This is a genomic window from Halomonas sp. HP20-15 (assembly GCF_033446685.1).
Taxonomy (GTDB): Bacteria; Pseudomonadota; Gammaproteobacteria; order Pseudomonadales; family Halomonadaceae; genus Modicisalibacter.
Genome location: NZ_JAWQLY010000015.1, coordinates 1 through 14,154, shown reverse-complemented (window position 1 = coordinate 14,154; position 14,154 = coordinate 1). Strand labels below are relative to the sequence as shown.

Here is a 14,154-nt window from a genome sequence, read left to right as displayed (position 1 = left end):
GCTCGCCGTCTTTGTGATCGAGCGAGGTAAAACCAATGATTGTGCGCTGGCTCAACAAGCTGGAAGAGACGATCTTCTGCGCGCTGCTGGTCGCCATGGTGTTCCTGGTATGCGTCGAGGTGTTCTATCGTTTCGTCCTCGCCCAGGGCATCAGCTGGGCGCAGGAGGGCTCGCTGTATCTCTCGGGCTGGTTCGTGCTGTTCGGCGTGTCGTGGGGCGTCAAGCACGGCGCGCATATCGGCGTCGACGTACTGGTCAAGAAGCTGCCGCGTGGCGGCCGGCGGATCGTCACTCTGATCGCTTTGGCGGTATGCCTGACCTATTGCACGCTGATTCTCGTGGGCAGCTATCAGTACCTCCAGTTGACCCACATGATCGGCATCGAGCTTCAGGACATTCCGATTCCCAAGTGGCAGGCCACGCTGATTCTGCCGGTCGGCATGGCATTGCTGATCCTGCGTTTTCTCGAACTCGGCTGGCGCGTGATCAAGGGTGATACCGACAGCTTCGGCTTCTCCGACGAAGGCCAGGAAAGCATGCGTCTCGCCGAACAGCGCGACCCCGAAGACTATGACAAGGAGGGCCGCCCGTGACCATCGCGACCCTGTTCATCCTGCTGTTCCTCGCCATCTTCCTGGGCATGCCGATCGCCTTCGCGCTGGGTTTTTCCAGCGTGACGACGATCCTGCTGTTTTCCAACGACTCGCTGGGCTCGATCGCCATCAAGCTGTTCGAGGCGGTCTCGCATCACTATACGCTGCTGGCGATCCCCTTCTTCATCCTGTCCAGCGCCTTCCTGTCCACCGGCGGCGTGGCACGCCGCCTGATCAACTTCGCCACCGACGTCGTGGGCCACGTCAAGGGCGGGCTGGCGATGGCCTCGGTGATGGCCTGCATGCTGTTCGCCGCCGTTTCCGGATCGTCGCCGGCCACCGTCGCCGCGATCGGCTCGATAACCATCGCCGGCATGGTGCGTCAGGGCTATCCGCAATCCTATGCCGCCGGGGCGATCGCCAACGCCGGCACGCTGGGCATCCTGATCCCGCCGTCGATCGTCATGCTGGTCTACTCGGCGGCCACCGAGGTCTCGGCGGCCAAGATGTTCATGGCCGGCCTGATTCCGGGGCTGTTGATGGGCGGCATCCTGATGGTCGCCATCTATGTCTCGGCGCGATACATGAAGCTGCCGGCCCAGCCTTTCCCGGGATTCGGCCAGCTGTTTCGCTCGGGCGGCAAGGCCCTGGCCGGCCTGCTGCTGATCCTGCTGGTGCTGGGCACGATCTATGGCGGCGTGGCCAGCCCCACCGAGGCGGCGGCGATTGCCGCGATCTATGCCTGGCTGGTGGCCGTGGTCGGCTACCGCGACATGGGGCCGCTCAAGGACGACCCGTGGAAGCGTCCCGGCGAGAGCCTGGGGGGCGCGCTGGCGCGCAGCCTGTGGCAGGTGCCGCTGGCCATCGTTGGCTCCTTCACCAACCGCGAGGTGCGCGGCGTAGTGTTGGACGGCGCCAAGGTGTCGATGATGCTGCTGTTCATCATCGCCAACGCCATGCTCTTCGCCCACGTGCTGACCACCGAGCGCATCCCGCATCACATCGCCGAGGTGATCGTCTCCTGGGGCCTGCCGGCGTGGGGCTTTCTGATCGTCGTGAACCTGCTGCTGCTGGCGGCGGGCAACTTCATGGAACCCTCGGCGATCCTGCTGATCATGGCGCCGATCCTGTTCCCCATCGCCATGCAGCTGGGCATCGATCCGATCCATCTGGGCATCATCATGGTGGTCAACATGGAGATCGGCATGCTTACGCCGCCGGTGGGGCTCAACCTGTTCGTCACCGCGGGGATCACGGGACGCTCGATCGGCTGGGTGATCAAGGCTTGCCTACCCTGGCTGTGCTTGCTGCTCGGCTTCTTGATATTGATCACCTACGTGCCGGCGATCTCGCTGTGGCTGCCGAACCTGCTGTCCTGAGGTCGCAGGCTGGAACGCAAAAGGCCCCGCCATCGGCGGGGCCTTTTCGTTTTCATGCCTCCTGGCGTTCGGCTAGCCCTTGGGACCCTTGGGGTCGAGGATGCGCACCGGCTGCACGCTGTTGCGTCGTTCGTCTTCGCGCGCCTTGTTGACCCGGGTGGCGAGTTCCGGCGCGTCCTGCTCCTCGATCGGCAACTGCTCGAAAAAGTCGCAGGCCACGCAGTCGCGGTAGCGGATGCCGTTGGCCTCCCAGGTGCGCACCTTGTCCATGGCCGCGCAGCGTGGACAGATGGCGCCGGCGATGAAGCGTTTGGGGATCGACATGCTCTCTCCTGTCAGGCGGCGCGGATGCCGCTATGGCGAAGCAGGGGCTCGACGCTGGGTTCGCGGCCGCGGAACGCCTTGAACAGCTCGGCGGCATCGCGCGAGCCGCCCTGCTCGAGGATCTCGCGGCGAAAGCGCTTGCCGGTGTCGGCGTCGAACACGCCGGCCTCCTCGAAGGCGCCGTAGGCGTCGGCCGACAGCACTTCCGCCCACTTGTAGCTGTAGTAACCGGCCGCGTAGCCGCCGGCGAAGACATGCCCGAAGCTGTTCTGGAAGCGGTTGAAGTCGGCGCGCGGCACCACCGAATACTGATCGCGCACCGCATCGAGCAGGCGCTGGACGTCGCCGGCCGTGGGCGCTTCGAGTTCATGGTGGAGGCGGAAGTCGAACAGCGAGAACTCGACCTGGCGCAGCATGCCCATCGCCGACTGGAAGTTGCGTGCCGCCTGCAGCTTGCCGAGCAACTCGTCGGGCAGGCGCTCGCCGGTGTCGACGTGGGCGGCGATCATGTCCAGCCCCTCGCGCACCCAGCAGAAGTTTTCCATGAACTGGCTGGGCAGCTCGACCGCGTCCCAGGCCACGCCGTTGATGCCCGAGACGTCGGCGACGGTCTGGCGGGTCAGCATGTGATGCAGGCCGTGGCCGAACTCGTGAAACAGCGTGGTCACCTCGTCGTGGGTGAGCAGCGCCGGCTTGCCACCCACCGGGCGGGTGAAGTTGCAGGTCAGGTAGGCGACCGGCAACTGCAGGCTGCCATCCTCGCGCTCGCGGCGCACCCGGCACTCGTCCATCCAGGCCCCGCCGCGCTTGCCCTCGCGGGCGTAGAGGTCGAGATAGAAGCCGGCGATCGGCGTGTCGCCCTCGCGGATCGCGTAGTAGCGCACGTCGGGGTGATAGCGCGGCGCATCGTCGTCGGCGACGAACTGCACGCCGTAGAGCCGTTCGGTGACCCGGAACAGGCCATCGATCACCTGTGGCGCGGGGAAGTAGGGACGCAGCTGCTCCTCGGAGATGGCGTAGCGGGCCTCGCGCAGCTTTTCGCTGGCGTAGCCGACATCCCAGGGCTGCAAGTCGTCGAGGCCGAGCGTTTCCTTGGCGAAGGCCTCGAGTTCGTTGAACTCTTCCTGCGCCTGGGGATGGGCGCGCTTGGCCAGGTCCGCGAGGAACTCGAGCACCTGGGCGGGGGATTCGGCCATCTTGGTCGCCAGCGAGTAGTCGGCGTAGGTCGCGAAGCCCAGCAGCCGAGCGAGCTCCTGGCGCAGCGCGAGGATCTCCTCGATCAGCGGCGCATTGTCGTATTCGCCGGCGTTGGGACCGAGCTCCGAGGCGCGGGTCACGAAGGCGGTATAGACCTCCTTGCGCAGCCCCCGGTCGTGGGCGTAGCTCATCACCGGGAAGAAGCTGGGGAAATCCAGGGTGATGCGATAACCGTCGAGCTGCTTGGCCTCGGCGTTGGCCCTGAGCGTGTCCAGCGCGCTTTGGGGCAGGCCGTCGAGCGCCTCGGCGTCGGCGATGTCCTTGTGCCACGCCTGGGTGGCATCGAGCACATGATTGGAGAAGGTGTTGGTCAGCTCGGAGAGCCGGGCCTGGATCTCGCCGTAGCGACGCTTGTCGTCGGCCGCCAGATCGACGCCGGCGAGGCGGAAGTCGCGCAGTGTATTGTCGACCGAGCGCTGCTGCGCCGGAGCCAGCTCGGCGTAGGCCGGCGAGTCCTTGAGCGCCTGGTAGGCGCGGAACAGCCCCTCGTGCTGGCCCAGCCAGGTGCCGTATTCGGAAAGCTTGCCGAGACAGGCCTGGTAGGCGTCGCGCAGCGCCGGGCTGTTCATGGTGCCGTTCAAGTGCGATACCGGCGACCAGGCCTGCGACAGCCGGTCGTTGAGTTCCTCGATGGGCGCGGCCAGGCTCTGCCAGGTCGGCGTCTCGCGACTGGCCTGCTCGGCCAGGCGATCGATGGCGCTACGGTTCTCATCGAGGATCTGCTCGACTGCCGGAACCACATGATCGGGCTGAATCTCGCCGAAGGGCGGCAGGGTATGCGATTCGAGCAGCGGATTGCGGGACATGACGGAACCTCGTGTGAAACCGGATATACCGAGATAGATGCGGGCGCGAGCGGCGGGTTTCAATGACCGGCTGCGCCATTGGCGGTCGCGGGCCGGCCTGCTAGTCTTGCGCTTTCGCTCGGGGCACGTTGCTCGGGGGCACGTTGCCCACGCTCGGCCGAGTGCGGGTCGCGCCATTAAAGGATAGGGGATCATGAACGAAACGCTGGAACGCTGGAGCTCACGGCGTGCATTCATACTCGCGGTCACCGGGGCCGCGGTGGGCCTGGGCAACATCTGGCGCTTCCCCTACATGACCGGCGAGAACGGCGGTGCGGCGTTCTTGTTGCTATACGTGGTCTTCGTCGTGCTGCTGGGGCTGCCGGTGATGATGGCCGAGATCCTCATCGGACGCGCCGGACGGCGCAGCCCGATGCAGTCGCTGGGCCACCTGGCGCGCCAGGCCGGGGCCTCGCCGCACTGGCGCTGGCTGGGCCTGTTCGGCGTGATCACGGTGTTCTTCATCCTGTCGTTCTACTCGGTGGTCTCGGGCTGGTCGATCGAGTACCTGGTCGAATCGGTCAATGGCAATTTTACGGGCATGCCCCCGGAGGCGGTGGGCGCCAACTTCAACGAGTTTCTCGCCGATCCGCTGCGCATGACCTTCAATCACACCCTGTTCATGCTGCTGACCATGTCGGTGGTCGCGGCGGGCATTACCGGCGGCCTCGAGAAGCTCAACAATCTATTGATGCCGCTGCTCTACCTGTTGCTGATCGTGCTGGCGGCCTACGCCACCACCACCAACGGCTTCGGTACGGCGATGGCCTGGCTGTTCACGCCCGATCTCGCGGCGCTGAGCGTGCCGGTGGTGCTCAACGCCATGGGCCATGCCTTCTTCACGCTGGCGTTAGGCGCCTGCGCGTTGATGGCCTACGGTGCCTACATGCCCGACGATCAGAGCCTGCCGCGGGCGGTCGGCGCCGTCGCGGTGCTCGACGTGGCGGTGGCGTTGCTGTCGGGGATCGCGATCTTCTCGGTAGTGTTCTCGCAGGGCCTGGACCCGGGCGAAGGGCCGGGGCTGATGTTCGTCACCCTGCCGATCGCCTTCGCCGAATTGCCCGGCGGGTCGCTGTGGTTGGGGGTATTCTTCCTATTATTGCTGCTGGCGACCTGGACCTCGTCGATCAACCTCGCCGAGCCGATGGTGGTCACCCTGCAGGGCTGGGGACTAAAGCGCGGCCGCGCGGCAGCCTGTGTGGGTATTGCGGTATGGGCGGTGGGCCTGCTGTCGGTGTTCTCGTTCTCGTCGATGGCCGAGGTGCACTGGATCGGCGACATGAACTTCTTCGACCTGGTGACCACCGTGCCCACCGACCTGTTCCTGCCCGTCGGCGGCCTGCTGATCGCGATCTTCGCCGCCTGGGTGATGCCGCGCGATAGCGCCGAACTGGCGCTGGGCGCCGGGCCGGCGGGTTTCCGCAGCTGGCAGACGCTGGTGCGTTGCGTGTCGATCCCGCTGGTCGCGGTGGTATTGCTGTCGGGATTGTTTTGACTGTGAGGGTTTGAACGCGAGGCCCGCAACGTTGCGTACGGCGGGCCCGACTGTCCAGGAGATGAGCCCATGAGTCTGAGAACCTTTCAAGGCCATACGCCGCAACTCGGCGATCGCGTCTACATCGACCCCGCCTGTGTCGTGCTGGGCGACGTGGCGCTCGGCGACGACTGCTCGGTATGGCCGATGGCAGTGATCCGCGGCGACATGCACCGTATCCGCATCGGTGCGCGCACCAGCGTCCAGGACGGCAGCGTGCTGCATATCACCCACGCCAGCGATTTCAATCCCGGCGGTCACCCGTTGACCATCGGTGATGACGTGACCATCGGCCACAAGGCGATCCTGCATGGCTGCACGGTGGGCGACCGGGTGCTGGTGGGCATGAGTGCGACGGTAATGGACGGGGCGGTGGTCGAGGACGAGGTGATCATCGCCGCCGGTGCGGTGGTCACGCCGGGCAAGCGGCTCGAGAGCGGCCACGTCTACGCCGGCAACCCGGCCAAGCCGCTGCGTCCGCTCAAGGACAGCGAGCGGGCGTTCTTTCGCTATACCGCCGGCAATTACGTCAAGCTCAAGGACCAGTACCTGGTCGCAGACGACTAAGTTCGCGGCAAGCGATTGTTTTTCAGGGCCACTCTGGGGATAATCTGGATTTATATCCAGCTTTTCTGGCAGGCGTTGCGTGGCCGACTTCCGTACCCATTTGAGTGTCGCCGTTTCCGGCGGCGCATTGCTCGCCGTGAGTGGCTGGCAGGCCGCCCTGTGGTCGCCGGTCGACGGTGCGTCGCTGGCCGCACTGACCGCCTTCGGCGGCATCCTGCCGGACGTCGACTCCGATCATTCTCATTCCATTCGGCTGATCTTCAACCTGGTCGCGCTGCTGGCGGTGGTGGCCGGAGTCCTGTGGCTGCAATCGCGGCTCAACCTGGCAGGACTGCTGGTCGCCTGCGGTGGACTCTATCTCGGGGTGCGTTTCGGTGTCGGCGCGGTGTTTCGACGTTTCACCGTGCACCGCGGCATCTGGCATTCGCTGCTGGCGACCGGCTTGTGCGGGCTCGGCATCACCACGCTGAGTTACCAATGGCTGGCGCAGGATGCCTGGCAGGCCTGGTCGCAGGGGCTGGCGTTGATGCTCGGCGGGATGATTCATCTGCTGCTCGACGAAGTCTACAGCGTCGACCTGGCCGGCTCGCGGCTCAAGCGCTCGTTCGGCACCGCGCTCAAGTTGTTCGACTATCGCGAGCCGGGCAATTCGCTGGTCATGCTGATGCTGGCGGCGGGCCTGGCGCCGTGGCTGCCGCCCTGGCAGGCGCTCGCCGAGCTGGTCAGCCAGGGGGCGCGGCTGTGGCATTAGCATGCCCGCCGTGTCCTAGTCGCCGGCGTGGCGCAGGCGATAGTCCTCGGCGCGCAGGTCGTACTTCTTGAGCTTGTCGTAGAAGGTCTTGCGCGGCAGTCCGAGGTGTTCGCAGACTTCGTTGACGCGTCCGCCGTGATTGGCCAGCGACTGACTGATCAGGCTCTTCTCGAACAGCTCGACCTGCTGCGGCAGGGTCATCTCGCCGGTGCCGCTGTCGCCACCCTCGACAAGTCGCTCGAGACGGTAATCGTAGGTCGCGCCGAGCAGTACGAAGCGCTCGGCGAGATTGCGCAGCTCGCGCACGTTGCCGGGCCAGTCGTGGGCCATCAGCACCGAGACGCCGGCGGCGTCGAGCGGCGGCGCCTCGAGTCCGCTGCGGTTGGCGGCGACCACCGCGAAGTGCTGAAACAGCAGCGGCAGGTCCTCGCGGCGCTCGCGCAGCGGCGGGATCGGCACGGTCACCACGTTGAGCCGGTAATAAAGATCCTCGCGGAATTCGCCGCGCTCGGCGGCGACCTTGAGGTCGGTCTTGGTCGCGGCGATTATGCGGATATCCAGCGCCACGGACTGGTTGGATCCCAAGCGCTCGATCGAGCGCTCCTGCAGCACCCGCAACAGCTTGACCTGTAGCGCCAGCGGCATCGACTCGATCTCGTCGAGGAACACGCTGCCGCCATTGGCGTACTCGAACTTGCCGATGCGCCGTTCGACGGCACCGGTGAAGGCGCCCTTCTCGTGCCCGAACAGTTCCGATTCGATGATGCTCTCGGGCACCGCGCCGCAGTTGATGGCGACGAAGGGATGGCCGCTGCGCGCGCTGCGCTCGTGCAGCGAGCGGGCCACCAGGTCCTTGCCCACGCCGGTTTCGCCGAACAACAGCACGTCGGTCTCCACCTGGCTGACGCGCTGCAGCATCGCCGAGAGGTGCTGCATGGCCGTCGTGCGCCCGACGATGCGTGGCCCCGGCGCGGCGCGCTGGGCGTCGAGCTCGGCCTTGAGGCGGCGGTTCTCGAGACTCAGTCGGCGCTTCTCCGCGGCGCGGCGTACCACGTCGGCGAGCCGCTCGCCGGCGAACGGCTTCTCCAGGAAATCCCAGGCGCCTTCGCGCATCGCCTCCACGGCCGTGGAAATGTCGCCGTGGCCGGTGATCAGGATCACCGGCAGGTCGGGGTCGCGGCGGCGCACCTCGCGCAACAGCGCCAGGCCGTCCATGCCCGGCATGCGGATGTCGCTGACCAGCACCCCGGGATAATCGTCGCTCAGCGCGGCCAGGGCGGCTTCGGCATTGCTCACCGCCTGGGGACGATAGCCGGCCAGTTCGAGTGTCTGGCCGGCGGTGATGCGCAGGTGCTCCTCGTCGTCGACGATCAATACCGGCGTTGCGTCGGACTCATGCATGGTGATCCTCTTGCGCGTGATGACGGGTTGCCGCCGGGGCCGCTTCGCCGGCCGGCAAGTCGATAGTGAACCGCGCGCCGCCGGCAGCGGCATTGCAGGCCTCGAGCCGGCCGCCGAGATCCTCGACGATGCGCGCCGAGATCGACAGCCCCAGCCCCAGGCCCTTGCCGACCGGCTTGGTGGTGAAGAAGGGTTCGAAGACGCGTCCCAGGTGCGCTTCGGCGATCCCCGGGCCGCTGTCCTGCACGGCGATGCGCACACGGCCCGCGACGTTGGCGATGCTCAGCTCCAGGCGTGGCTCGGGTGTATCGGTCATCGCCTGCAGCGCGTTACCGATCAGGTTGACCAGCACCTGCTCGAGGCGTACCGGATCGGCATGCACCCACACCTCGTCGGCGGACCAGTCGCGGATGATCGTGACGTCGGCACTGAGCAGCCGCGCCCGGTACAGGCGCAGGGCATAGCCGAAGCCGGCCTGGACCGAGACCGCGGCGAGGCTGTCGCCGCTCTTGCGCGAGAACTGCTTGAGCTGGGCGCTGATCTCGGCCATGCGCGCGGTGAGTTCGACGATCTGCGCTAGGTTGGCGTCGGCGGCATCCAGGCGGTTGCGAGCGATGAAGGCGCTGGCATTCTCGGCATAGGCGCGGATCGCCGCCAGCGGCTGGTTGAGCTCGTGATTGATGCCGGCCGCCATCTGTCCCAGCACTGCCAATTTGGCGGCCTGAATCAATTCGTCCTGGGCCTGGCGCAGGTCGGTTTCGGCGCGGCGGCGTTCGTCGATCTCCGCGGATAGCCGGCGGTTGGAGTCGAGCAGGTCGCGGGTGCGTTCGGCGACGCGCTGTTCGAGCTGATCGCGCGCCCGCGCCAGGGCCTGTTCCTGAGCCTTGCGCTCGCTGATGTCGAACACCGTGGCCAGCCAGCGCTGGCCGTGGGGACTGACCAGCGCCCCGACGGTCAGCTCCAGTGGCACGTGCTGGCCGCCGGGGCGCAGCGCCACGACCTCGATCGCCGGGCTTTCGGCGGTCGAGCGATGCCAGGCGTCGCGACGCAGGGCGTCGATGCGACGCGCATCGGCGGGGGCCAGCAGTTCGGTGAGCTGGCGTCCCTCGACCGCCGCCGGGGTGTGGCCGAACAGCGCCTGGGCGGTGGGGTTGAGGTAGGTCAGCGCCGAGCGCTCGTCGAGCACCAGCAGGCCGGCGCGGGTACGGTCGATGATGCCGCGCACGCGGGCCTGGCCTTCGGCCAGGGCGCGCCTTTCGCGGTTGGCGAACAGTTCGCGCTCGCGGCGCAGCCGGTGGCGCTGCCAGCCGATGCCGCTGCCCAGCACCACCACGCCATACAGTCCCGCGGCGAGGAAGGCCGCCTGCCATTGGGCGCTTTTCAGCGAGTCGAGGGGCTTGAGCATGTGTATCTGCCAGTTCTGGTCGGGCAACGTACGGCTCACCGAAAGGAACCCGCGACCGGCCAGCGGGCCGGCTTCGAAGCGCACGAGTTGCGAGCCGTCGGGCCGTGAGCTGAGCCGGTCGAGGGGCAGCGGGGCCAATCGGGCGCCGTCGTAGCGGCGAGTCTCGCGCAGGCGCGCGCGTACTTCGGCATCCAGCGGCGCGAGGCTCATCAGGCGTAGCTCCGGCTGGCTGGCCATGAACACCACGCCATTGCCATCGCTGATCAGCAACTCGCCGTTCTGGCCGGTCCAGTTGGCCTCGAGCGGAGCGATCAACACCTTGACCACCATCACCCCGGCGATGCGCGCTCGCCCGGATTCGTCGGCCCACACCGGCGCCGAGAAATAGTAGCCGCGCTCGCCGGACTGGGTGCCCAGGCCGTAGAAGTGGCCCATGCGGCCCTGGATGGCCTCCTTGAAATAGGGCCGGAACCCGTAGTTCTGGCCGACGAAGCTGTGGGGCAGTGCCCAGTTGCTGGCGGCCAGGGTGGTGCCCTGGCGGTCGAGCAGGTAGATGTCGGAGACGTCGCTGGCGACGCGGAATTCGTCGAGGATGCGGTTGAGCCGGTCGACCACCTGCGCATCGTCGGGGTGGGCCAGTGCCCGGCCGACCGCTTCGCGGCTGGCCAGCAGGCGTGGCAGGTAATCGTGGCGCGACAGATAGGCCGAGACGCCCGCGGCGGACAGCCGCAGTTCGTTATGCGCTTCGCTGTAGAGCGTATCGAGAGCCTGGTCGCGGGCCAGCTGGATCGCCTGCCAGACACATAGCGCCAGGCCCAGCGGCACCAGCAATAGCAGCAGGCGTCGCCAGCGCGAGGGGAGTCGGGTCGCCTGCATCGTCAGTGAGCCCTCACTCGGTGCGCTCGGGCAGGGCATGGGTACGGCGCAGGGCGCGCTGGGCACGGGTCTCGGCGCGCTCCAGCTCGTAAAGGCCCTGCTCGACGAAGGCCAGGTGCTCATGGACCCGCGCCCGGGCATCCTCGGCACGGCCTTCGAGAATCGCCTCGAGCAGCGCGCGGTGCTGGGCCATCAACTGCTCGCGCGAGCCGGGGCGCTCGAACAGGTGAGCGAGGCTCGAGACGATGCTCTTCTCCAGCAGATGGAAGATGCCGCGAATGGTATGCAGCAGCAGCACGTTGTGACCGGACTCGGCGATCGCCAGGTGAAAGGCGGCGTCGGCCTTGGCTTCACGATGCGGGTCGTCCTGCAGCGCCGGTTCGGCGTAGCAGGTCTCGAGTTCCGCGAAGCGCCGCTTGAGCAACTTCTTGTCGGCGGGCGTCGAGCGCAGCGCGGCATAGTAGGCGGAGAGCCCTTCGAGGGCGTCGCGGAACTCGAGCAGGTCGAGGTGGAATTCATCGTGACGCGAGAGCATCTCAAGCAGAGGGTCGCTATAGCCGCTCTTCAGTTCCTCGTTGACGAAGGTGCCGCCGCCCTGGCGGCTGCTCAGCAGGCCGCGTGCGGCGAGCTTCTGGATCGCTTCGCGCAGGGAAGGTCGCGAGACGCCGAAGCGCTCGGCGAGTGCACGCTCCGGCGGCAGGCGCTGTCCCGGTGCGAGGCTGCCCTCGATAATCATCGACTCCAGGCGCTCGGTGATGACATCGGCGATGCGCGGCTGGCGAACCGGCTGGTAGACCATGCATTGTTCTCGTGAAAAGGGTGACTGACGGGGCGCGGTAAAGGGCTAGGTGAATTGTCTCAGAAGGCCGCAGCGAATCGCGTGGACTGAATTGGTTTTACCTATCTGGCTGGCGACGTTGGGCATACCACAGCCATTGGCCGTTCTGAGGCTGGCCGGTGTCAAGTGGCCGTCTCCGTAGTGAAAATACGCCACCAAGGCATAACCGCTATCCGCCTGGCCACCGTGGTAGCTGGTTGACTCGTTCAGGAACTTGACCATAAGGTGCTTCTGAGGCCAATTGTCAATTGGTATTACCAATTAGCCGGGTGTGATGGATGTCGCTCGGCCGGCACGGATTCTTCGATGGCCACTCATCGATACATTTCCCTCGATAGCGCATCCATTGCACAGGGCTCGCCATGATCATTTCAGCTTCCACGGACTATCGCCAGGCCGCCAAGCGCCGTATTCCACCCTTTCTGTTTCACTACGCCGACGGGGGCGCTTACGCCGAGTATACGCTGCGACGCAATGTCGAGGATCTTGCCGGTATCGCGTTGCGCCAGCGTGTGCTGAAGGATATGTCCTCCCTGTCGCTGGAGACCGAGCTGTTCGGCGAGACCCTGGCCATGCCCGTTGCCCTGGCCCCCGTGGGACTGGCGGGCATGTACGCCAGGCGAGGTGAGGTGCAGGCGGCGAGAGCCGCGGCCAGGAAAGGAGTACCGTTTACGCTGTCGACGGTGTCGGTATGCGCCATCGACGAGGTCGCCTCGGCAGTCGATCGTCCTATCTGGTTTCAGCTCTATGTGCTGAAGGATCGGGGGTTCATGAAGCATGTCCTGGAGCGAGCCAAGGCCGCCGGCGTCAAGACGCTCGTCTTCACGGTCGACATGCCCGTGCCGGGGGCGCGTTATCGCGATGCCCATTCCGGCATGAGCGGCAAGCACGCTGCGATCCGGCGAATGCTCCAGGCCGCGACGCATCCTTTCTGGACCTGGGATGTGGGCATTCATGGCCGTCCACATGATCTAGGCAACGTATCGGTCTACCGCGGCGAGCCGACGGAGCTCGAGGACTACATGGCCTGGCTCGGCCAGAATTTCGATCCCGCTATCTCCTGGAAGGATCTGGAGTGGATTCGCGAATTCTGGGATGGCCCGATGATCATCAAGGGGATACTCGACCCCGAGGATGCTCGTGATGCCGTCCGCTTCGGTGCGGATGGCATCGTCGTTTCCAATCATGGCGGCCGCCAACTCGATGGTGTCTTATCTACCGCGCGTGCCTTGCCGGCCATCGCCGACGCGGTCAAGGGCGAGTTGGCGATCCTGGCCGATTCCGGCGTGCGTAATGGGCTCGACGTCGTGCGCATGATCGCCTTGGGCGCCGATACCGTATTGCTTGGACGTGCTTTCATCTATGCACTCGCGACTGCCGGGGAGTCCGGCGTCGCCCATCTGCTCGAGCTATTCGATAAGGAGATGCGGGTTGCGATGACGCTCACCGGGGCGCGCAGCATTGCCGAGCTGGGTCCGGATTCGCTGGTTTCGGGCTCGAGCCGCGTGAACTCGTGGTGATTCTTCGCCATGCTGATTCGCTACGTATTCACAACCAACTAGAGAGAGCGGCATGGCCGAAGAAAGAGTAGAAGTACTGTTATTCGATGCCGGTGGGGTACTGGTCGACTGGCGCGGCACGTCCGGGCTGGTCGAGTTGATGCAGGGGCGTTTCGATGCCGAACAGGCCCGGCGCTTCTGGATGGGCTTCGCGGCACTGACGGCGTTCGAGACCGGTGACGACGACGGGGCGGACTTCGCCCGGGAAGCGGTCGAGGCGCTCGGTCTCGACATGACGCCGCAGGCGCTCCTCGAGGTGTTCGATGGCTGGATGCGCGGTCCCTACCCGGGAGCGCTGGAGCTGATCGAGCGCATCCGTCCCGCCTATCGTCGCGCCGTGCTGAGCAATACCAATCCCGTTCACTGGCCGCGGCTGATCGACGACTATCGTCTCGATGCGCCCTTCGAGCGGGCCTTTGCTTCCCATCAGCTCGGCGCGCGCAAGCCCGATGCCGAGGCCTACCGGCGGGTCTGCAGCGAACTCGGGGTCGAGCCGAGTCGGGTGCATTTCTTCGACGACAATCCCGAGTGTATCGAGGGCGCCCATGCGCTGGGCATGCCGGCTACCCAGGTGCGCGGTCTCGAGGAATTGCGCGAGGCGCTGGCGGCGCTCGACGTGCTCGAGCCGCTCGCGGCCAATTGAGCCTTCCTTGTCCGACTCCTGGGGCTCACGCGCTGGGGTATAGGGGGCGGACATGAAACCATTGCGACCTTGGTCGCAAAAAATCCTTGCGTTCACCGCTGTCGAGCCGTAAAGTACGCATCCGCTGCTCACGACGGACCCACGTCGCAGGCGGTGGAGGTGGCGCAAGGTCTTGTTCCTAT

The 14,154-nt window shown here is 66.1% G+C and carries 12 protein-coding genes; 7 read left to right on the top strand and 5 right to left on the bottom strand.

Annotated elements, in window-relative coordinates; genetic code table 11:
* Nucleotides 1-35 precede the first annotated feature (35 nt).
* Nucleotides 36-593 (top strand): TRAP transporter small permease, encoded by a 558-nt coding sequence (locus R6258_RS16670; protein WP_318452831.1) that lies wholly within the window; start codon nt 36-38, stop codon nt 591-593.
* Nucleotides 590-1,972, top strand: a complete 1,383-nt coding sequence (locus R6258_RS16665) for a TRAP transporter large permease (RefSeq protein ID WP_318452830.1) — start codon at nt 590-592, stop codon at nt 1,970-1,972. The genes R6258_RS16670 and R6258_RS16665 overlap by 4 nt, the downstream gene beginning before the upstream one ends.
* 72 nt (nt 1,973-2,044) lie before the next feature.
* On the opposite strand, the gene R6258_RS16660 is transcribed toward R6258_RS16665, so the two are convergent.
* Both R6258_RS16660 and prlC read right to left on the bottom strand, forming a co-directional pair.
* The gene (locus R6258_RS16660) at nt 2,045-2,296 is read right to left on the bottom strand and encodes a YheV family putative zinc ribbon protein (protein ID WP_318452829.1); all 252 of its coding nucleotides are present in this window, start codon (nt 2,294-2,296) and stop codon (nt 2,045-2,047) included.
* Between the two features lie 11 nt (nt 2,297-2,307).
* Nucleotides 2,308-4,359: an oligopeptidase A gene (prlC, locus tag R6258_RS16655; RefSeq protein WP_318452828.1), complete on the bottom strand. Its 2,052-nt coding sequence runs from the start codon at nt 4,357-4,359 to the stop codon at nt 2,308-2,310.
* A 193-nt stretch (nt 4,360-4,552) separates the two neighbouring features.
* Here prlC and R6258_RS16650 point away from each other — a divergent pair, with 193 nt between their 5' ends.
* The 3 genes from R6258_RS16650 (at nt 4,553) to R6258_RS16640 (ending at nt 7,250) form a co-directional block, all read left to right on the top strand.
* Nucleotides 4,553-5,893, top strand: a complete 1,341-nt coding sequence (locus tag R6258_RS16650) for a sodium-dependent transporter (protein ID WP_318452827.1) — start codon at nt 4,553-4,555, stop codon at nt 5,891-5,893.
* Nucleotides 5,894-5,962: 69 nt separating this feature from the next.
* Nucleotides 5,963-6,499, top strand: coding sequence for a gamma carbonic anhydrase family protein (locus R6258_RS16645; protein WP_318452826.1), 537 nt, complete (start codon nt 5,963-5,965; stop codon nt 6,497-6,499).
* 79 nt (nt 6,500-6,578) lie between these two features.
* Nucleotides 6,579-7,250 (top strand): metal-dependent hydrolase, encoded by a 672-nt coding sequence (locus tag R6258_RS16640; RefSeq protein WP_318452825.1) that lies wholly within the window; start codon nt 6,579-6,581, stop codon nt 7,248-7,250.
* Between the two features lie 15 nt (nt 7,251-7,265).
* Here R6258_RS16640 and R6258_RS16635 read toward each other — a convergent pair whose 3' ends face one another.
* The 3 genes from R6258_RS16635 to R6258_RS16625 are packed head-to-tail and all read right to left on the bottom strand — an operon-like array spanning nt 7,266 to nt 11,731.
* Nucleotides 7,266-8,651 carry a sigma-54 dependent transcriptional regulator gene (locus R6258_RS16635; RefSeq protein WP_318452824.1) on the bottom strand — a complete coding sequence of 462 codons (1,386 nt, stop codon included), beginning with the start codon at nt 8,649-8,651 and terminating at the stop codon, nt 7,266-7,268.
* Complete coding sequence (locus R6258_RS16630; protein WP_318452823.1) at nt 8,644-10,932, bottom strand: ATP-binding protein; 2,289 nt, start codon at nt 10,930-10,932, stop codon at nt 8,644-8,646. The genes R6258_RS16635 and R6258_RS16630 overlap by 8 nt, the downstream gene beginning before the upstream one ends.
* A gap of 13 nt (nt 10,933-10,945) precedes the next feature.
* Entirely contained in the window at nt 10,946-11,731 is a 786-nt protein-coding gene (locus tag R6258_RS16625; protein WP_318452822.1) for a GntR family transcriptional regulator, read from the bottom strand.
* 401 nt (nt 11,732-12,132) lie between these two features.
* On the opposite strand from R6258_RS16625, the gene lldD reads away from it, so the two are divergent.
* Nucleotides 12,133-13,290 carry an FMN-dependent L-lactate dehydrogenase LldD gene (gene lldD / locus R6258_RS16620; protein ID WP_318452821.1) on the top strand — a complete coding sequence of 386 codons (1,158 nt, stop codon included), beginning with the start codon at nt 12,133-12,135 and terminating at the stop codon, nt 13,288-13,290.
* A 52-nt stretch (nt 13,291-13,342) separates the two neighbouring features.
* Entirely contained in the window at nt 13,343-13,972 is a 630-nt protein-coding gene (locus tag R6258_RS16615) for an HAD family phosphatase (RefSeq protein WP_318452820.1), read from the top strand.
* Nucleotides 13,973-14,154 lie beyond the last annotated feature (182 nt).